Annotated in this window: 16 protein-coding genes; 14 read left to right on the plus strand and 2 right to left on the minus strand. The window is 68.8% G+C overall.

Annotated elements, in window-relative coordinates; all coding sequences use genetic code 11:
• The 4 genes from recG (at position 1) to MIC98_RS05620 (ending at position 5,145) form a co-directional block, all read left to right on the plus strand.
• Positions 1 to 2,112 carry an ATP-dependent DNA helicase RecG gene (gene recG, locus MIC98_RS05605; protein ID WP_239736379.1) on the plus strand — a complete coding sequence of 704 codons (2,112 nt, stop codon included), beginning with the start codon at positions 1 to 3 and terminating at the stop codon, positions 2,110 to 2,112.
• A gap of 149 nt (positions 2,113 to 2,261) precedes the next feature.
• Positions 2,262 to 3,203, plus strand: a complete 942-nt coding sequence (locus MIC98_RS05610) for a nucleoside hydrolase (protein WP_239736381.1) — start codon at positions 2,262 to 2,264, stop codon at positions 3,201 to 3,203.
• Positions 3,204 to 3,286: 83 nt separating this feature from the next.
• Positions 3,287 to 3,529: a type B 50S ribosomal protein L31 gene (locus MIC98_RS05615; RefSeq protein ID WP_054657059.1), complete on the plus strand. Its 243-nt coding sequence runs from the start codon at positions 3,287 to 3,289 to the stop codon at positions 3,527 to 3,529.
• A gap of 338 nt (positions 3,530 to 3,867) precedes the next feature.
• Complete coding sequence (locus MIC98_RS05620; RefSeq protein ID WP_057640150.1) at positions 3,868 to 5,145, plus strand: citrate synthase; 1,278 nt, start codon at positions 3,868 to 3,870, stop codon at positions 5,143 to 5,145.
• A 140-nt stretch (positions 5,146 to 5,285) separates the two neighbouring features.
• Here MIC98_RS05620 and MIC98_RS05625 read toward each other — a convergent pair whose 3' ends face one another.
• On the minus strand, positions 5,286 to 5,912 hold the full coding sequence (locus MIC98_RS05625) for a hypothetical protein (protein ID WP_239736385.1): 627 nt from the start codon (positions 5,910 to 5,912) through the stop codon (positions 5,286 to 5,288).
• 81 nt (positions 5,913 to 5,993) lie between these two features.
• Entirely contained in the window at positions 5,994 to 8,420 is a 2,427-nt protein-coding gene (locus MIC98_RS05630; protein ID WP_239736387.1) for a penicillin-binding protein 1A, read from the minus strand.
• Positions 8,421 to 8,638: 218 nt separating this feature from the next.
• Here MIC98_RS05630 and MIC98_RS05635 point away from each other — a divergent pair, with 218 nt between their 5' ends.
• The 10 genes from MIC98_RS05635 to MIC98_RS05680 all read left to right on the plus strand — a co-directional run bounded on the left by MIC98_RS05635 (position 8,639) and on the right by MIC98_RS05680 (position 18,883).
• Positions 8,639 to 9,697, plus strand: a complete 1,059-nt coding sequence (locus MIC98_RS05635) for a pilus assembly protein PilM (protein ID WP_057640170.1) — start codon at positions 8,639 to 8,641, stop codon at positions 9,695 to 9,697.
• A complete protein-coding gene (locus tag MIC98_RS05640; protein WP_239736389.1) occupies positions 9,697 to 10,434 on the plus strand; it encodes a PilN domain-containing protein in 738 nt (245 codons plus the stop codon). Before MIC98_RS05635 ends, MIC98_RS05640 begins: the two co-directional genes overlap by 1 nt.
• Positions 10,431 to 11,111, plus strand: a complete 681-nt coding sequence (pilO, locus tag MIC98_RS05645) for a type 4a pilus biogenesis protein PilO (protein WP_239736391.1) — start codon at positions 10,431 to 10,433, stop codon at positions 11,109 to 11,111. The genes MIC98_RS05640 and pilO overlap by 4 nt, the downstream gene beginning before the upstream one ends.
• On the plus strand, positions 11,108 to 11,641 hold the full coding sequence (locus tag MIC98_RS05650) for a pilus assembly protein PilP (RefSeq protein ID WP_239736394.1): 534 nt from the start codon (positions 11,108 to 11,110) through the stop codon (positions 11,639 to 11,641). The genes pilO and MIC98_RS05650 overlap by 4 nt, the downstream gene beginning before the upstream one ends.
• A gap of 19 nt (positions 11,642 to 11,660) precedes the next feature.
• Positions 11,661 to 13,538: a type IV pilus secretin PilQ family protein gene (locus MIC98_RS05655; protein WP_239736397.1), complete on the plus strand. Its 1,878-nt coding sequence runs from the start codon at positions 11,661 to 11,663 to the stop codon at positions 13,536 to 13,538.
• Positions 13,539 to 13,640: 102 nt separating this feature from the next.
• The gene (locus MIC98_RS05660; RefSeq protein WP_239736399.1) at positions 13,641 to 14,651 is read left to right on the plus strand and encodes a MoxR family ATPase; all 1,011 of its coding nucleotides are present in this window, start codon (positions 13,641 to 13,643) and stop codon (positions 14,649 to 14,651) included.
• Between the two features lie 95 nt (positions 14,652 to 14,746).
• Positions 14,747 to 15,649 (plus strand): DUF58 domain-containing protein, encoded by a 903-nt coding sequence (locus MIC98_RS05665; RefSeq protein WP_239738046.1) that lies wholly within the window; start codon positions 14,747 to 14,749, stop codon positions 15,647 to 15,649.
• Positions 15,613 to 16,098, plus strand: a complete 486-nt coding sequence (locus MIC98_RS05670) for a DUF4381 domain-containing protein (protein ID WP_239736401.1) — start codon at positions 15,613 to 15,615, stop codon at positions 16,096 to 16,098. The genes MIC98_RS05665 and MIC98_RS05670 overlap by 37 nt, the downstream gene beginning before the upstream one ends.
• Positions 16,098 to 17,096, plus strand: coding sequence for a VWA domain-containing protein (locus MIC98_RS05675; protein ID WP_239736404.1), 999 nt, complete (start codon positions 16,098 to 16,100; stop codon positions 17,094 to 17,096). Before MIC98_RS05670 ends, MIC98_RS05675 begins: the two co-directional genes overlap by 1 nt.
• On the plus strand, positions 17,093 to 18,883 hold the full coding sequence (locus MIC98_RS05680) for a VWA domain-containing protein (RefSeq protein ID WP_239736407.1): 1,791 nt from the start codon (positions 17,093 to 17,095) through the stop codon (positions 18,881 to 18,883). The genes MIC98_RS05675 and MIC98_RS05680 overlap by 4 nt, the downstream gene beginning before the upstream one ends.
• Positions 18,884 to 18,886: the final 3 nt, after the last annotated feature.

An 18,886-nucleotide genomic window follows, 5' to 3' on the forward strand; every position in this document is an offset into this window, starting at 1 on the left:
ATGGCGCGCACGCGGGCGTCCACCCCGGTACTGGCAGCTAGCGGCGAAACGCCGGTGACGGTGCTGCCCGGCGTGGGCGCATCGGTGGCCGCCAAGCTGCAAGCGCGCGGCATCGGCAGCCTGCAGGACCTGTGGCTGCACCTGCCGCTGCGCTACGAGGACCGCACCACCCTGTTGCCGATCCGTGCGCTCAAGCCCGGCCTGCCGGCGCAGGTGGAGGGCAGGGTGGAGGCGGTCGAACGCGGCTTCCGTTACCGGCCGATGCTGCGGGTGGCGGTAAGCGATGGCTCCGGCGGCACGCTGGTACTGCGTTTCTTCCACTTCCGCGCCGCGCAGGTGGCGCAGTTCACCATCGGCACGCGCCTGCGTGCCTACGGCACGCCGCGCCCCGGCCAGCATGGGCTGGAAATCGTCCATCCCAGCTACCGCGTGCTGGGCGAGGGCGAAGAACCCGGGCTCGGCGAGGCGCTGGACCCGGTCTATCCCGCGGTCGAGGGCATCGGCCCGGCGACGCTACGCAAGCTGATCGGGCAGGCGCTCGAACGTTTGCCGGATGAAACGGCATTGGAAGTGCTGCCGCCGGCACTGCTGGCCGGCATGGCGCTGCCATCGCTGCGGCAGGCATTGTTGACCATGCACCGCCCGCCCGCCGACGCCGACCTGGCCGCGCTCGCCGCCGGCACCCACCCGGCGCAACGGCGGCTGGCGCTGGAGGAATTGCTGGCGCACCACCTCAGCCAGCGCCGCCAGCGCATCGCCCTGCAACGGCAGCGCGCACCCGCGCTGCGCGGGCGCGATGGACTGGCGAAGGCACTGCTCGACGCGCTGCCGTTTCGCCTCACCGCCGCGCAGCGGCGCGTGTTCGACGAAATCCGCAAGGACCTTGCGCGCGCGCATCCGATGCTGCGGCTGGTGCAGGGCGACGTTGGTTCCGGCAAGACCGTGGTCGCGGCGCTGGCGGCGATGCTGGCGGTGGAGCGCGGCAAGCAGGTGGCGCTGGCCGCGCCGACCGAACTGCTGGCCGAGCAGCACCTGGCGAACCTGCGCGGCTGGCTCGAACCGCTGGGCGTGCGCGTGGCGTGGCTGGCCGGCAAGGTCACCGGCAAGGCGCGCGGCAAGGTGTTGGAGGAGGTGGCCTCCGGCCATGCGCAGGTGGTGGTCGGCACCCATGCGCTGATGCAGGACAACGTGGTGTTCGATGACCTGGCGCTGGCCATCGTCGACGAACAGCACCGCTTCGGCGTGCACCAGCGGCTGGCCCTGCGCGACAAGGGCGCCGCCGCCGGCGTGGTGCCGCACCAGTTGGTGATGACCGCCACGCCGATCCCGCGCACGCTGGCGATGGCTGCGTATTCCGACCTCGACGTGTCGGCCATCGACGAACTGCCGCCCGGCCGCACCCCGGTGCAGACCAGCGTCCTCAGCGCCGAGCGCCGCCCGGAGCTGGTCGAGCGCATCCGCCTGGCCTGCGCGCAGGGGCGGCAGGCGTACTGGGTGTGCACGCTGATCGACGAGAGCGATGAAGTCGTGGCCACCGCCGCGCAGAACACCTACGAGACATTGTCGGCACAGTTGCCGGAGCTGCGCATCGGGCTGGTGCACGGGCGCATGAAGGCCGCCGAGAAGCAGGCGGCGATGCGCGCGTTCAAGGCCGCCGAAACCCACCTGCTGGTCGCCACCACGGTGATCGAGGTCGGCGTGGACGTACCGAATGCCTCGCTGATGATCATCGAGAACGCCGAGCGCCTCGGCCTCGCCCAGTTGCACCAGTTGCGCGGTCGCGTCGGCCGCGGTGCGGCGGCGTCGAGCTGCGTGCTGATGTACCAGCCGCCGTTGTCGGCGATGGCCCGGCAACGGCTGGAGACCATGCGCCAGACCAACGACGGCTTCCTGATCGCCGAAAAGGACCTGGAGCTGCGCGGCCCCGGCGAACTGCTCGGCACCCGCCAGACCGGCCTGGCCGCCTTCCGCATCGCCGACCTTGCCCGCGACGCGGCCCTGCTGCCGGCGGTGCATGCGTTGGCCGACCGCCTGTTGCGCGAATCGCCTGCCGTGGCCGACCGCGTGGTGGCGCGCTGGGTGGGCGGCGCGGCGCGCTATGCCGCCGCCTGAAGCCCCGCCGTAGGAGCGCACCTTGGTGCGGCGAGAGGCTTTGCCGGTAATGCCCCATCGCGCACCAAGGTGCGCTCCTAGGGGCCACGCGCTTCCCCTGCCATGACGGAGGTGCCAGACTCGGTCCCCAACCAGAAACGAAGTAGATGATGAGCAAGAAGATTCCCCTGCTGATCGACACCGACCCCGGCGTCGACGACGCGCTGGCGCTGTTGATGGCCTTCGCCGACGAACGCCACGAAGTGGTCGGCCTGACCGTGGCGGCGGGCAATGTCGGCCTCGATCACACCGTGCGCAACGCGCTGAAACTGTGCGAAGTGGCCGGGCGCGAGGACGTGCCGGTGTTTGCCGGCACGCCCGACCCGCTGGTGCATCCGGCCGAAGACGCCGCGCACGTGCATGGCCGCGACGGCTTCGGCGACGTCGACCTGCCGGCCGCGGCGCGCGCTGCCGAAGCCGAGCACGCGGCGCTGGCGATCCTGCGCCTGTCGCACCAATACGCGGGTGAACTGGTGCTGGTCGCGCTGGCGCCGCTGAGCAACATCGCGCTGGCGCTCAAGCTCGACCCGACCCTGCCGCAGCGGGTCAAGCGCATGCTGGTGATGGGCGGGGCGATCACCGGCCACGGCAACATCACCCCGGTGGCCGAGTTCAACATCGCCTTCGACCCGGAGGCGGCGCACATCGTGTTCACCGGCTTCCCGCACATCGAAGTGGCGGACTGGGAGGCCACCGTCGCCCACGGCCTGCTGCACCGGGACGTGGAGCAGTGGCTGGCTGCCGACACCGGCAAGGCGCGTTTCTACGAACTGATCTCGCGGCAGACCCGGCTGTGGTCCGAGGACAGCCGCGGCGAGCGCTGGTACGCCGCCGACGCGCTGGCGATGGCGTGGGCGCTGCAGCCGGAAGGCGCCACCCGGCTCGAACAGCGCCCGTTGTCGGTCGAACTGGCCGGCACCCATACCCGTGGCGCCACCGTGGTGGACTGGAACCGCCAGACCGGCGCGCCGGACAACACCACCTTGCTGCTGGGCTACGAACAGGCGCGCTTCGAGGCACAGGTGCGCCGGGCGCTGGGGCTACCGGCCTGAGCCGGCGGCGGCACGGCTTGCCCCCGGTGGGCGGCCGTGCCTATAATGCCGCTCTTGACCACCAGCCCACACGGTGTGAGCCCATGAAGGCCGACATTCATCCCGATTACCACAACGTCGTGTTCCACGACGTCACCTCCGATTTCAAGTTCCTGACCCGTTCGACCATGTCCTCCAAGGAAACGGTCAAATGGGAAGACGGCGAAGAGTACCCGCTGGTCAAGGTCGAAATTTCCTCGGCTTCGCATCCGTTCTACACGGGCAAGCACAAGGTCATCGACACCAGCGGCCGCATCGACAAGTTCCAGAAGCGCTACGCGCGCTGATCGAACGGTTGTCCTGCCTTGGCAACGGCCGCGCATCGCGCGGCCGTTGCTTTGTGCCGTCCATCGGAACGGGCGACCCCGTGAGTCACGGGCAAGCGATGCCGGAGGTTCCTCCGCTGTCGGCCGCGCCGTCTGCCTGAACCATTCGCAACGCGCATCCCGCGTGCTCGCGATGCAGTGTCCCGCATCCGCAGGTCCATAGAACTTTGGTCTGTGCGATCAACAAATGCTGCTGTGCGATAATGGCCTGATCCGTGGCGAGGCCGCGGACTCTGTTCACGCGTCCATGCCGTCATTCCTCGTCGGGTTGGGCGCCTTTCCCCACTGAGGAGCGCACTGTGTCCGATCTAGATCAGGTCACGCTCAACGCCGGCGACACGTCGGTCGTTCTGCCCGTAGTCAAACCCGTGCTGGGCAATGGCTGCATCGATATCTCGAAGCTGACCAAGGAAACCGGTCTCTTCACCTACGACTCCGGCTACACCGCCACCGCCAGCTGCAAGTCGGCCATCACCTACATCGATGGCGACAAGGGCGTGCTGCTGTACCGCGGTTACCCGATCGAGCAGCTGGCCGCGAAGTCCAGCTTCGTCGAAGTGGCCTACCTGCTGATCAACGGCGAGCTGCCGTCGGCCGAGCAGCTGAAGGCGTTCGAAGCCGAACTGACCGCCGAAGCCGGCGTCGACGCATCGATCAACACGCTGATCGGCAGCTTCGCCAAGGATGCGCATCCGATGGCGATCCTGGCTGCCTCGATCGCGCAGCTGTCGGCCACGTACCACGCCTCGCTGGACCTGGCCGACGCCGAGCAGCGCCGCAAGGCCGCGGTGCGCCTGATCGCCAAGGTGCCGACCCTGTCGGCGCTGATCTACCGCCACGGCAAGGGCCTGCCGGCCAACACCCCGGACACCTCGCTGGACTATGTCAGCCGCTTCCTGAAGCAGACCTTCGAGTCGGCCGACGGCAAGTACGAGCTGAACAAGGACGTGGTCAAGGCGCTGGACCTGCTGTTCATCCTGCATGCCGACCACGAGCAGAACGCCTCGACCTCGACCGTGCGCCTGGTCGGTTCCACCGGCGCCAACCCGTATGCCTCGGTCGCCGCCGGCGTCACCGCGCTGTGGGGCCCGGCCCACGGCGGCGCCAACGAGGCGGTGCTGAAGATGCTCGAAGAGATCGGCAGCGCCGACAACGTCGAGTCCGCCGTGCTCAAGGCCAAGGACAAGACCTCGGGCTTCCGCCTGATGGGCTTCGGCCACCGCGTCTACAAGAACTTCGACCCGCGCGCCAAGGTCATCGGCGAGATGACCCGGCAGGTGCTGGGCCAGCTGGGCGTCACCGACCCGTTGCTGGACGTGGCGGTGAAGCTGGAGAAGGCCGCGCTGGAAGACGATTACTTCGTCGCCCGCAAGCTGTACCCGAACGTCGATTTCTACAGCGGCATCATCTACAAGGCGCTGCAGATCCCGACCGAGATGTTCACCGTCATGTTCGCCCTCGGCCGCACCGCCGGCTGGGTGTCGCACTGGCTGGAGCAGCAGGTCGACCCGGAAATGAAGATCGGCCGTCCGCGCCAGGTCTACACCGGCCACGACGTGCGCGATTACGCCAGGTAATCGCGGCGACGGCTGCTTTCCGACAAGGCCCCGCATTGCGGGGCCTTGTCGTTTCCGGAGCAGGGATGGCCACTGCAGGAGCGACGCAAGTCGCGACCAAGGCTCCACGGGGAAGGCCCCGGTCGCGACTTGCGTTGCTCCTACGGTTGTTCTGTATGCATCAGGCTTTGTACTTGCGCCAGGCCCGCGCGCGGCAGCGGCTTGCCGTCTTCGGCGGACAGCGGCGGGTTGCGCAACGCGTCCTCGGGCAGCACCACCAGTTCGAAGGCGATGCCGTCGGCGGCGAACTCCCAGGCCGGAACGCGTTGCGGCGACGCATGCGCGTCGATCCGCATGCCGCGGGTGCGGGCTTCGGCGGGGATGCGCTGCTCGTGCAGGAAGCGTTGCACCGCGTCGGCATCGTCGCAGTGCAGGTGCAGGACCACAGGGCTGTTGGCGTCGGCGGTCCCGGCCAGTACCGCGCCGGTCAGGCGCGGTTTGAAGGCATGCAGGAAGCGCATGGCCTGCAGCGCCGATTCGCGGCGCAGGTGCAGTGCTTCGGGTTGCGAGCCGACATCGAACAATCGCTGCTGCTCGCGCAGCGCGGCTTCCACCTGCGCCTGCCGCGGCCACCGCGATTCGTCGTGGATGCCCAGCCGCAGGGCAGCCTTGCGCCGCGCATGGTCGAGGTCGTGGATGCCGTTCTCACGGACCAGCCGGGCCGCTTCCTGGGCGATCCGCTGGCGCTCGCGCTCACCGCGTTGTACCTGCTGGCCGGGGTGGGGCATCGGGCTGCCTCCGTCAGTGCATGAGCCGGCCGCAGGCCGGTGCCGGGGCGCGCACGGATGCCCGCCCCGGTGGGAACCTCGTCAGAAGATGTCGAACGCGGCGTCGTCGGCCTGTTCGTTCTGGTCGAAGTCGAATTCCTGCAGGCGGTCCAGGTCCTCGACCTTGATCCATTCGGTGGCGCCGTTGACGCTGGCCTCGACCATGCCCGACGGCGGGTCGTTGCGGGCGACGGGGGCATCCTTCAGCGCCACGCGCATGTAGTCGATCCAGATCGGCAATGCCGCGCGGCCGCCATATTCGCGGTAGCCCAGCGAGCGGAAATCGTCGCGGCCGACCCACACGGTGGTGGCCAGCGGCCCGCCGAAGCCGGAGAACCAGGCGTCGCGGTGGTCGTTGGTAGAGCCGGTCTTGCCACCCACGTCCTCGCGCCCCAGTACCCGGGCCGCGGCGCCGGTGCCGCGCCGGACCACGTCGCGCATCATCGACACCAACTGGTAGGCGGTGCGCTCGTCGATCGCGCGTGGCGCGGTGCGGGCATCGGGGTTCACCGGCGTGGCCGCCGGTGCCTCGGCTTCCGCTCCGGCAACCTCCTTTGGTGCCACGGGCCGGGCCGCGGAGCCGAAATTGAAGCCGTCCACCACCTGGCTGGCCGGCGCGGCGCCCGGGGCGACGCCGCCGCAACCACGGCAGGCCAGTGCCGGGTTTTCCTTGAACAGCACGATGCCGTCGCGGTCCCTGACCTCGTCGATCACCCAGGTATCCACACGCGAGCCGCCGTTGGCGAAGGTGGCGTAGCCGCGCGCCACCGACAGCGGCGTCAGCGAGGCGGTGCCCAGCGACATCGACAGGTTCGGCGGCAACTCGGCCTCCTGAAAGCCGAATTCGCTGATGTACTTGCGCGCGAAATCCACGCCGATGCTGTCCAGCAGGCGCACCGACACCAGGTTGCGCGACTGCACCAGCGCCTCGCGCAGGCGCATCGGGCCGCGGAAGCCGCCGCCGTCGTTCTGCGGCTGCCAGGTTTTGCCGCGGCGGTCGCGGAACACCACCGGCGCATCGAGCACGATCGAGGCCGGGTTGAAGCCCTTGTCGAACGCGGCCGCGTACAGGAACGGCTTGAAGCTGGAGCCGGGCTGGCGCCGTGCCTGGGTGGCGCGGTTGAACTTGTTGCCGGCGAAGCTGAAGCCACCGACCAGCGCCCGCAGCGCGCCGCTGTCGGCGTCGAGCGACACCAGCGCGGCCTGCCCGCGCGGGATCTGGTCGATCAGCCACTCGCCTTCCTTGTCGCCGGCGCGCACCCGGATCAGGTCGCCGCGCACGGCCAGCTTGGCCGGCGCCCGCGAGGTCCAGCGGCTGGAAGCTGCCGCCAGCACCAGCTCGGTGCGGTCGGCCAGCACCACGGCCAGGCTGCCGTCGGCATTGGCGGCAGCGACAATGGCCGGCAACAGGCCGGACTGGGCCGGGATGCTGGCAATGCGCCGCGCCAGTGCCGCGGCATCGTCGCCGGCATCGACGTCGAAATGCTGCTCGGCGCCATGCCAGCCGTGGCGATGGTCGTACTGGATCAGGCCGGCATGCACCGCGGCCGTGGCCGCGTCCTGCATCTGCCCGTCGATGGTGGTGGTGACGTGATAGCCCTTGTTGAGCACGTCGCCGCCGTACCTGGCGATCATCTCCTGGCGCACCATCTCGGCCACGTACGGGGCGTGGACCTCCACCGGCGGTTCGTGCGGCGCGGCGTGCATCGGCACCGCCTTGGCGGTATCGGCCTCGGCCTGGCTGACGAAGCCCAGCTCGGCCATGCGCTGCAGCACGTAGTTGTCGCGGCGCTGGCGCGCGCGTTCGGGGTTGCTGATCGGGTTGCCGCTGGATGGGAACTTGGGGATGCCGGCCAGCGAGGCCATCTCGTCCAGCTCCAGCTCCGCCAGCTTCTTGCCGTAGTAGTACTCGGCGGCGGCGCCGATGCCATAGGCGCGGTTGCCGAAGAAACTCTTGTTCAGGTACAGCTCGAAGATCTCGTCCTTGCTCAGTTCGCTCTCGATCTTGCGCGCCAGCAGCATTTCGGCCAGCTTGCGGGTGTAGCTGACCTCGTTGCTGAGGAAGAACTGGCGGGCCACCTGCTGGGTGATGGTCGAGCCGCCGGGCACCCCATCCTTGGAGCCGGTCTTGGCGATCAGCCAGATCGCGCGGGCCACGCCCTTGTAGTCCACGCCGCCGTGTTCGTAGAAATTGGCGTCCTCGGTGGCCAGGAAGGCCTGCTTCAGGCGCAGCGGCACGTCCTTGATCTGCACCGGGTAGCGGCGGGTTTCGCCGAACACCGCCATCAGCCGGCCGTCGCGGGCGTGGACGTACATAGGCTCCTGCAGCTCCACCTCGCGCAGCGCGTGCACGTCCGGCAATTTCGAGGAAACGACGTAATAAAGGGCGCCTGCGGCAATCGCGCCCACCAGGGCCAGGGCGACGGAGAGGGCCAGCAGCCAGCGCAGCCAGCGGCGGAAACGTGGCATCAAGCGAGGTCCAGATTGCGGATTTCGTGGCCGCAGAGTATAGATTATGTCCGGGAGCGGCTGGGGGCGCTCCCAGGGGACAAATCGGTGGGAAGCGGCTCTGCTGGCGTGACGGATTTCTCGGCCTGCACGCAGAGGAGTTGCCAACCGCCACAAATTCATTATTAATGCGCGGACGCAACACTAGCGTCCAAGTGCCCGTCGGCAGGGGAGAAACCGTGGGGCTTATCCCAAAAAGTCAGACACCGATCATCGGTGTCGACATCAGTTCGACTGCGGTGAAGCTGCTTCAGCTTTCCCGCAGCGGTAACCGTTTCCGCGTGGAACACTACGCGGTGGAACCATTGCCGCCCAATGCGGTGGTGGAAAAGAACATCGTCGAGGTCGAGGCGGTTGGCGAGGCGATCCGGCGCGCGGTGGCGCGTTCGGGCAGCAAGGCCAAGAGTGCCGCCGCGGCCGTGGCCGGTTCGGCGGTGATCACCAAGGTGATCCCGATGCCGGCCGAGCTGGACGAGAACGACATGGAGGCCCAGGTCGAACTGGAGGCGGTGAACTACATCCCGTATCCGATCGACGAAGTGAGCCTGGACTTCGAGGTGCTCGGGCCGGTCCCGAACAATCCGGAGATGGTGCAGGTGCTGCTGGCGGCCTCGCGCTCGGAGAACGTCGAGCTGCGCCAGTCGGCGCTGGAGCTGGGCGGGTTGACGGCCAAGGTAATGGACGTGGAAGCGTTCGCCATCGAGAACGCCTTCGCGCTGGTGGCCAGCGAACTGCCGGTGGCCAGCGACGGCGTCGTCGCGCTGGTCGACATCGGCGCGAGCATGACCACGCTCAGCGTGCTGCGCGGCGGGCGCAGCCTGTACAGCCGCGAACAGGTGTTCGGCGGCAAGCAGCTCACCGACGAGGTCATGCGCCGCTACGGCCTGAGCTACGAGGAGGCCGGCCTGGCCAAGCGCCAGGGCGGGTTGCCGGAGAGCTACGAGGTCGAGGTGCTGGAGCCGTTCAAGGAGGCCACGGTGCAGCAGATCGGCCGCCTGTTGCAGTTCTTCTACGCAGGCAGCGAATTCAACCGCGTCGACCACATCGTGCTGGCCGGCGGCTGTGCCTCGCTGCCGGGCCTGCCGGCGATGGTGGAGGAGCAGCTGGGCGTGGCCACTTCGGTGGCCAACCCGCTGGCGCAGATGACGCTGGGCCAGAAGGTGCAGGCCCACGCGTTGGCCCAGGACGCACCGGCACTGATGATCGCCACCGGGCTGGCCATGCGGGGGTTCGACTGATGGCACGGATCAATCTATTGCCGTGGCGCGCCGAGCGGCGCAAACAGCGGCAGCGCGAGTTCTATTCGATGCTCGGCCTGGCCGCGGTGGCCGGCGTGGTGCTGTCGCTGCTGCTGTGGTTCTACTACAGCCAGCAGATCAGCGGCCAGAACGAGCGCAACGGCTACCTCCAGGCCGAGATCGCCAAGGTCAAGGAGCAGAACAAGGAAATCGACCGGCTGGACATCCAGAAGAAGCGCCTGCTCGATCGCAAGAAGGTGATCGAGGAGCTGCAGGGCAAGCGCTCGCAGATGGTGCACCTGTTCGACTCGCTGGTGCGGACCATCCCGGATGGCGTGGTGCTGACCTCGCTCAAGCAGGAAGGCGACCTGTTGACCCTGGAAGGACGCACCCAGTCCAACGCCCGGATCAGTACCTACATGCGCAACCTTGAAGGCTCGGGCTGGATGACCAACCCGGAGTTGTCGGTCATCGAGGCCAAGGCACAGGAATCCTCCGGCAGCGGGGTGGACATCAAGTCGCTGCCCTACGTGTTCGTGCTGCGGGTGAAGCTGCCGGCGCCGGGTGAAAATCAGGTCGCTGCGGCGGAGGTCGAGCCGGAGTCCGCCGATGCGGCTACACCGGCTGCGGCACCGGCAAGCGAGGCGGAGGCGCCGGCCGCTGCCACACCGGCCGCGGGTGAGCCGCAGGAACCGGCCACGCCCGCCGCCGCGGCGCAGAAGGAGGCCCGCTCGTGAGCCAGAAGAAAACCAACCTCAAGGACCTGGACTTCAACAACATCGGCAACTGGCCGAAGCAGGCGAAGCTGGTGTTCTGCGTACTGCTGGCGCTGCTGATCGTCGTTCTTTCCTACCTGCTCGTCGTGCGCGGCATGACCGAGGAACTGGAGGGACTGGAGCAGCGTGAAGTCACCCTGCGCCAGGAGTTCGAAAAGGAACAGAAGCGCGCGGTCAACCTGGACCCGTTGAAGCAGCAGCTGGCACAGATGGAACAGGTGTTGCAGCAGATGCTGCGGCAGCTGCCCAGCAAGACCGAGATGCCGGACCTGATCATCGACGTGTCGCAGACCGCATTGTCCAGCGGGCTCAACAACGAGCTGTTCCAGCCCGGCGCGGAAGTGCCCAAGGAGTTCTACGCCGAGAAGCCGATCGCCCTGCGTCTGGTGGGCAGCTACCACCAGTTCGGGGCGTTCGTCAGCGGCGTGGCTTCGCTGCCGCGAGTGGTGATCCTGACCATGCACGACATCAACCTGAAGCCCAAGGGCGGGAAGGGCAGCATTTCCGCGCGCAGTGGCGCGCTGGAGCTGTCCGGCACGGTCAAGACCTACCGCTATCTTGACGATACCGAGCTGGAAGAGCAGGAAAAGCAGGCCGCTACCGAAGAGGCCGCGCGCAAGAAGGGGGGCAAGCGATGACACGTTCCCTTCGCAATGCATGCGGCGTTCTTGCGCTGCTGCTGGTAGCGACCGGCTGCACGCGCGGCATCAGCAGCACGCCGGGCGATGCGCCCAACCTGGAAAAGTGGATGGCCGACGTGCGTGCACGGCCGGCCGAGCCGCTGGAGCCGCTGCCGGTGATGCAGCAGTTCGAGACGTTCGAATACTCGGCGCAGGGGCTGCGCGATCCGTTCAGCGATGCTTGGGTCAATCCGGACGGGGGAAGCGGCTTGCGCCCGGATCCCAACCGACGCAAGGAGCCGCTGGAAGCCTTCCCGCTCGACAGCCTGGACATGGTCGGCACCATCGGCAAGGGAGCGGGCATGGTCGCGCTGGTAATGGGGCCGGACAAGGTGACCTACCGCGTCCGCCCGGGGGTGTACCTGGGGCAGAGCGATGGCCGTATCACCGCCGTGCGTGAAGACGGCATTGAGCTGATTGAACTGGTGTCGGACGGTGCTGGCGGCTGGCTGGAGCGCCCGGCCTCGCTGGCACTGGACGATCGTTGATTGATTAGGGGATAGCACGATGACTTTTTCCAAAGCCCTGAGCCTGCGTCCCGCCCGGCGCCAAGCGATGGTCCATGCCCGCGCACTGGGAGTTGCGCTGGCACTGGCCTGCGGCTCTCCGTTCATGGCCTTCGCGGCCGATACCGTCCCCGACGCTGCGGTGCAGCCGGCGGCGACGGTGGCGGTCACCAAGGTCGACTTCAAGCGCGGTGACGACGGCGCCGGCCGCCTGATCCTGCAGTTCGACGGGCAGGGCGCGAGCCCCGACCTGCGCACGCAGGGCAACGACGTCGTGGTCGATGTCGGCAACGCGACCCTGCCGGCCGAGTTGCAGCGCCCGCTCAACGTGGTGGATTTCGCCACGCCGGTGCAGCGCATCGATGCCCGGCCCTCCGGGCATGGCTCGCAGCTGGTGCTCAGCACGCAGGGTGCGTTCGAGTCGCTGGCCTACCAGACCGGCAACGAGTACGTGGTGGAGATCGCGCCACGACAGGAAGCATCGGCTACCGGTTCGGTGACCGCCAAGACCGTGGCGCAGGCCGCCGCGGCGGTAGCCGCGCGCGGCTACAGCGGCAAGCCGGTGACGTTCAACTTCCAGGACGTGCCGGTGCGCACGGTGCTGCAGTTGGTCGCCGAGGAATCGGGACTGAACCTGGTGGCTTCGGACACCGTGCAGGGCAGCGTGACCCTGCGCCTGGTCAACGTGCCGTGGGACCAGGCGCTGGACATCGTGCTGCGCGCCAAGGGCCTGGACAAGCGCCGCGACGGCGGCGTGATCTGGGTGGCGCCGCAGGCGGAGCTGGCCAAGTTCGAGCAGGACAAGGAGGACGCGCGCATCGCGCTCGAGGAGCGAGAGAACCTGGTCACCGACTACATCCAGATCAATTACCACAACGCCGATGCGATCTTCAAGGCACTGACCGAGGCCAAGGGCATCGGCAACAGCGGCGGTGGTTCGGGTGGCGGTGGTGGCCAGCGCGAGAACGGCTTCCTGTCCTCGCGCGGCATGATCGTGGCCGACGAACGCACCAACACGTTGATGATCAGCGACATCCCGAAGAAGGTCGCGCAGATGCGCGAGCTGATCGCGGTGATCGACCGTCCGGTGGACCAGGTCCTGATCGAGGGCCGCATCGTCATCGCCACCGATACCTTCGCGCGTGACCTGGGCGCCAGGTTCGGCGTCAACGTCAACAACATGAACCCGAGCACCGGCAGGGGTGATGCCTATGGCGGCACCCTCGGCACCAATGGCAACACCGTTACCGACCGCGGGCTCAACGTGAACCTGCCGGCCGGCACCTTCACCTCGGGCACGCCCGGCGCGATCGCCTACACCCTGCTGCGTGGCGGTTTCTCGCTGGACGTGGAGCTGTCGGCGATGCAGGAAGAGGGACGTGGCGAGGTGGTTTCCAACCCCCGCATCGTCACCGCCAACCAGCGCGAGGGCGTGATCAAGCAGGGCAAGGAAATCGGCTACGTCACCATTTCCGGTGGCGGCGGCGCCGGTGGTGCGGCCACCGCCAACGTGCAGTTCAAGGAAGTGGTGCTGGAGCTGAAGGTCACCCCGACCATCACCCAGGACAACCGTGTCTTCCTGAACATGAACGTGAAGAAGGATGAGGTCGATCAGATGCTCGAAGTGACCGACTACGGTACGGTACCGGTCATCAACCGCCGTGAGGTCAATACCGCGGTGCTGGTTGACGATGGCCAGACCGTGGTGATCGGCGGCGTCTATGAATTCAGCGATCGCAGCAGCGTGAGCAAGGTACCGTTCCTGGGCGACATCCCGTTCCTCGGCAACCTGTTCAAGAAGCGCGGCCGCAGCAAGGACAAGGCCGAATTGCTGGTGTTCGTGACGCCGAAGATCCTGCGCGTGGCCAAGCCGAACTGAGCCGGGCCACAGGGTGTCTGGAAAGGGCCGCCGCGAGGCGGCCCTTTTCGTTGCCCGCGCCAGCGGTGAACCATTTCACGATGGATCGGTCAAACTGCGGCCATGAACCTGCCTCCCACTCCGCCGGAACAGCCGGCTGCCGGAAACGGATTGCACGGCGATTTCATTGCCCTGCGTGACGCGCTCGCCACCGAAATCGTTGGCCAGTCGCTGCTGGTCGAACGCCTGCTGATCGCGTTGCTGGCCGATGGCCACCTGCTGGTCGAAGGCGCGCCCGGCCTTGCCAAGACCACCGCGATCCGCGAGCTGGCCACCCGCATCGATGCCGGTTTCGCGCGCATCCAGTTCACCCCGGACCTGTTGCCGGCCGACCTTACCGGCACGGACATCTGGCGGCCGCAGGAAGGCCGTTTCGAATTCCAGCCGGGGCCGGTGTTTCACCCGATCCTGCTGGCCGACGAGATCAACCGTGCCCCGGCCAAGGTGCAGTCGGCGTTGCTGGAGGCGATGGGCGAGCGGCAGGTGACGGTCGGGCGCACCACCTACCCGTTGCCGCCGGTGTTCCTGGTGATGGCGACGCAGAACCCGATCGAGCAGGAAGGCACCTTCCCGCTGCCTGAGGCACAACTGGACCGCTTCCTGATGCACGTGCGCATCGGCTATCCCGATGCCGGCGCCGAAGTCGAGATCCTGCGTCTGGCCCGTGAGCGCGCCCTGCAGGCGATGGACGCCCGCCCCGCGGTGCTGCGGAAGCTGTCGCTGCAACAGGTCGAACAGGCGCGGCGCGCAGTGCTGGAACTGCACGTGGCACCGCAGCTGGAGCGCTATCTGGTCGAACTGGTGCTGGCTTCGCGCGATGCTGGCGCGCATGACCCTGCGCTGGCGCGGCGCATCGCCTGGGGCGCAAGCCCGCGCGGCTCCATCGCGCTGGAACGCTGTGCGCGGGCGAAGGCCTGGCTGGCCGGGCGTGATTACGTGACGCCGGACGACGTGCGCGCGGTGGCACCGGACGTACTGCGTCACCGCGTGCTGCCCAGTTACGAAGCGGCCGCCGAAGGTTGGGATGGCGAACGCCTGGTCGCCGCGCTGCTCGATTGCGTGCCGTTGCCGTGATGAAGCGGGGAACGGGGAATGGGGAACGGGAAATAGCCGTACCCGGTGGGCCGCCCGTTCGTGGCGACGCTTCATTCCCCGCTCCCGGCTCGTCGATTCCTGCTTCCGATGGCCTTGTCCCCGGATTGCCCGAACTGATCGCACTGCGGCGACTGGCGTCGCGCGGCATCGATCCACGGCGTGGCCGTCGCGGGGCGGTCGGTCGTGCCGCGGCGGTCCAGCGCGGGCGTGGCATGGAGTACGCCGAGTCGCGCGAGTACGTGGCTGGCGACGATGCCCGGCATATCGACTGGAAACTCAGTGCCCGCACCGGTTTCACCCACACCAAGACCTTCCAGAGCGAGCGCGAGCGGGTCAGCCTGATCGTGGCCGATACCGCGCCGGCGCTGTACTTCGGTACCCGCGTGCGTTTCAAGTCGGTGCAGGCCGCGCGCGCCGGAGCGGTGGCGGCGTGGTCGGCATTGCGCGATGGCGACCGGGTGGCGGCATTGCGCGATGGCGGGCAGGGCGGGCTGGTACCGCCGGCAGGCGGAACGCGCGGGGTCCTACGCGTGCTCGATGCGCTGGCGCGCTGGTACTGCTCACCGCCGCCGGCCGGCGGTAGTAGTGGGTTGCAGGCCGCACTGGAGCAGGCCGCACGCTTGCTGCACCCGGGCGCGCGTGCGCTGGTGCTGGCCGACCCGGCCAGTGCGCTGGCCGTCGCGCCGGCCGTCTGGTCGGCGTTGTCGATGCACGTGGACGTGCGCCTGTTGCTGCTGGTCGACCCGCTGGAACTGGAGCCGCCGGACTGCGTGCTGCCGCTGTCCACGCCGCATGGGCGGATGCAGCTGGACCTTGCCAGCACGCCGGCGCGTGAAGCCTGGGATGCTGCCTTCGTCGCGCCGATCGAGGCGCTGTGCGGCAGCCTGCCGGGCCGGCGCATCCAGGTGCAGGTGCTGTCCAGCGACGACCCCAGCGATGCATGGCTGGCGGCCGGCGTGCAACGGGGAGGCCGGTGAGCGCGCCGTTGCCGCTGCGGGACGTGCACCTGCCCGCTGCGCCGGATTGGTGGCCGCCGGCGCCGGGTTGGTGGCTGCTGGCCGCAGCCATTGCCGTGGCGTTGCTGCTGCTGGCATGGCTGCGGGGGCGGCGTCGGCGCCGCCGCCAGCGTTGGTTGGCATTGTTCGATACGGCCTTGGCCGCCGCAGACACGCCTGTCGCGCGGATTGCCGCCGCTTCGGAGCTGTTGCGCCGTGCCGCGCGCCGTTCCGCACCGCGTGCGGTGCACCTGCAAGGTGAGCAATGGCTGCGTTTCCTCGACGGCAGGCAAGGCCACGCCTTCAGCGAAGGCGACGGCCGCCTGCTGCTCGATGGCGGTTATCGTCGCGACGTGGAGGCGGGGCAGGCAACGCGGCTGTGCGCACTGGCACGCATCCGCTTCCTCGCACTGATGGAGGCGCGGCGTTGATGGACGCTGCGCGCGAATTGCTGTCGGGCCTGCTGCCGACCTTCGCCTGGCCGTGGATGTGGCTGGCATTGCCGTTGCCATTGTTGATGCGCTGGTGGCCGCTGTCGGCACGCCGCGTACCGGCGCTGCGGGTGCCTTGGGAGCCGGAGCGCCTGCAGGTGGAGATGACGGTGCGCCGCGGGCCTTCGCTGCGCCTGCTGTTGTCGTGGCTGGCATGGATCGCCCTGTGCGCGGCGGCCGCGCGCCCGCAGCAGGCGGGTGAGCCGGTGGAACCGCCGCGGCAGGCGCGGCAGATGATGTTGGCCGTGGACCTGTCCGGCAGCATGAGCGAGGCCGACATGCAACTGGGTGGGCGGGTGGTGGACCGCCTCACCGCCGCCAAGGCGGTGCTGGCCGATTTCCTCGAACGCCGCGAAGGCGACCGCATCGGCCTGCTGGTGTTCGGCCAGCACGCCTATGCGTTGACGCCGCTCACCGCCGACCGCGCCAGCGTGCGCGAGCAGCTGCGCGACAGCGTGGTCGGCCTGGCCGGGCGCGAGACTGCGCTGGGCGACGCCATCGGATTGGCGGTCAAGCGCCTGCGCGAGCAGCCCGAAGGCCAGCGCGTGCTGATCCTGCTTACCGACGGCGTCAACACCGCTGGCGTGCTGGAACCGCTGAAGGCCGCCGAGCTGGCCAAGGCCGAGGGCGTGCGCGTGCACACCATCGCTTTCGGCGGCAGCGGCGGGCTCTCGCTGTTCGGCATGACGTTGCCCGGCAGCAAGGACCCGATCGACGAGGACACGCTGGCGCGCATCGCCAGGGAAACCGGCGGCCGCTTCTTCCGCGCGCGCAATACCGACGAGTTGGCCGGCATCTATGCCGAGCTGGACCGACTGGAGCCGGTGAAGAGCGCCGGCCCCGCGCTGCGGCCGTGGCTGGAGCGCTACCCGTGGCCGCTGGCGGCGGCATTGTTGCTGGGCGTCGCCGCGCTGATCTGGCCGGGGCCGCGGCGATGACCCTGTTCGATTCCCTGCATTTCCTGCGCCCGCACTGGCTGTGGGCCTTGCTGCTGTTGCCGGCGGCGGTGATCGCCGGCGTGTACCGGCAGCGGCGTCGCGCCGATTGGCAGGCGGCGGTCGACCCCCACCTGCTCGCGCACCTGCTGGAGGGCGGCCGCGGTCGTCACGTCGGTGGCGCGCTGGCGCTGCTCGCCGGCGTGCTGCTGGCCGTGCTGGCGTTGGCCGGGCCGAGCTGGCGGCAAATCGAACAGCCGCTGTGGGAAACGCGGACGCCACTGGTGATCGTGCTGGACCTGTCCAGCCGCAGCAGCGCCACCGACCTGCCGCCCTCGCGGCTGCTGCAGGCGCGCGCCAAGCTGGCCACGCTGCTGCACGAACGCAAGGGCGGGGAGGTTGCTTTGGTCGTCTATGCCGGCGACCCATTCACCGTGGCCCCGCTCACCGACGATGCCGGCAATGTCGCATTGTTCCTGGACGCGCTGGCGCCGGAGATCATGCCGGCCGACGGCCAGCACGCGGGCAGGGCGCTGGCGTGGGCTGCCGGCCTGCTGCAACAGGCCGGCGCGCACGATGGCGACATCCTGCTGCTGAGCGACCGGGCCGATGCCGCCGCCAGTGCCGAGGCGTTGCGCATCCGCGCCGCCGGCCACCGGGTTTCGGTGATCGGGCTGGGCACGCCGCAGGGCACGGCCTACCGCCGCCGCGATGGCCGCATCGAACAGGCCCGGCTGGACGAAGCCTCGCTGCGCGCACTGGCAACCGCCGGCGGCGGCGACTATGCGCGCATCACCGCCGACGATGCCGACCTGCGTGCGCTGGGCGTATTGCAGGCGCGCAGCGGCAACGACCAGCGCCGCGATGAAAATACCGGCCGCAGTTGGCAGGACGCAGGCTACTGGCTGCTGCCGCCGCTGATGCTGCTGGCGCTGCTCGCCTTCCGCCGGCCCACGCGCGGCGCGGCGGCGCTGCTGCTGTGCCTGTCCCTGCCATTGGCGCTGCCGGTGCAGGCCGTGGAAAAGGGCGGCTGGTGGCAACGCGCCGACCAGCGCGAACACCGGCAACTGGACGCGGGCGTGGCGGCATACCGCAATGGCGATTTCGCCGCCGCGCAGCGTCGTTTCGAAGGCATCGACAGCGACCAGGGCTGGTACAACCTCGGTAATGCACTGGCGCAGCAGGGGCAGTACGACGAAGCGATTGCCGCCTACGACCATGCGCTGCGGTTGCAACCGGGCATGGCCGACGCGCTGGCCAACCGCGCGATGGTCGATGCCGCGCGCAAGCGCCGGCAGCAACCCGATGGCAAGCAGGGCGGCGGACAGCAGGACCCGTCCAGGCCGCAACCGGGCAAGGATTCGCAGGGCAAGGGCGATCCATCGCGGCAGGATGACCGGCAGCCACCGCAAGGCCAGCCGCAATCGGGCCAGCAGGACAAACCGCAAAACCCGGACGCGCAGGACAAGGGCCGCAATGGCCAGCCCACCTCGGACAGCGGCCAACCGTCACCGGCGGAGCCACCGCAAACCGAAGACCCCGGCAAACAGCAGCAGGCCGACCAGGCCCAGCGCCAGCGCATGGCCGAAGCAATGCGCCAGCAGCAGGTGCGCGAAGGCGAAAACGCGCCGGCCGACGCCCGCGCCGCGCAGGCGGCGATGGACCCGCAGGAACGCGAGCGGCGGCAGGCGGTGGAAGCATGGATGCAGCGCGTGCCCGACGAGCCGGGCGCGCTGCTGAAGGCGAAATTCCAGCTCGAACACGAACGACGCAGGCGGGAAGGACGATGAACG

It is taken from the genome of Stenotrophomonas sp. NLF4-10 (assembly GCF_022359915.1).
Lineage (GTDB): Bacteria > Pseudomonadota > Gammaproteobacteria > Xanthomonadales > Xanthomonadaceae > Stenotrophomonas > Stenotrophomonas daejeonensis.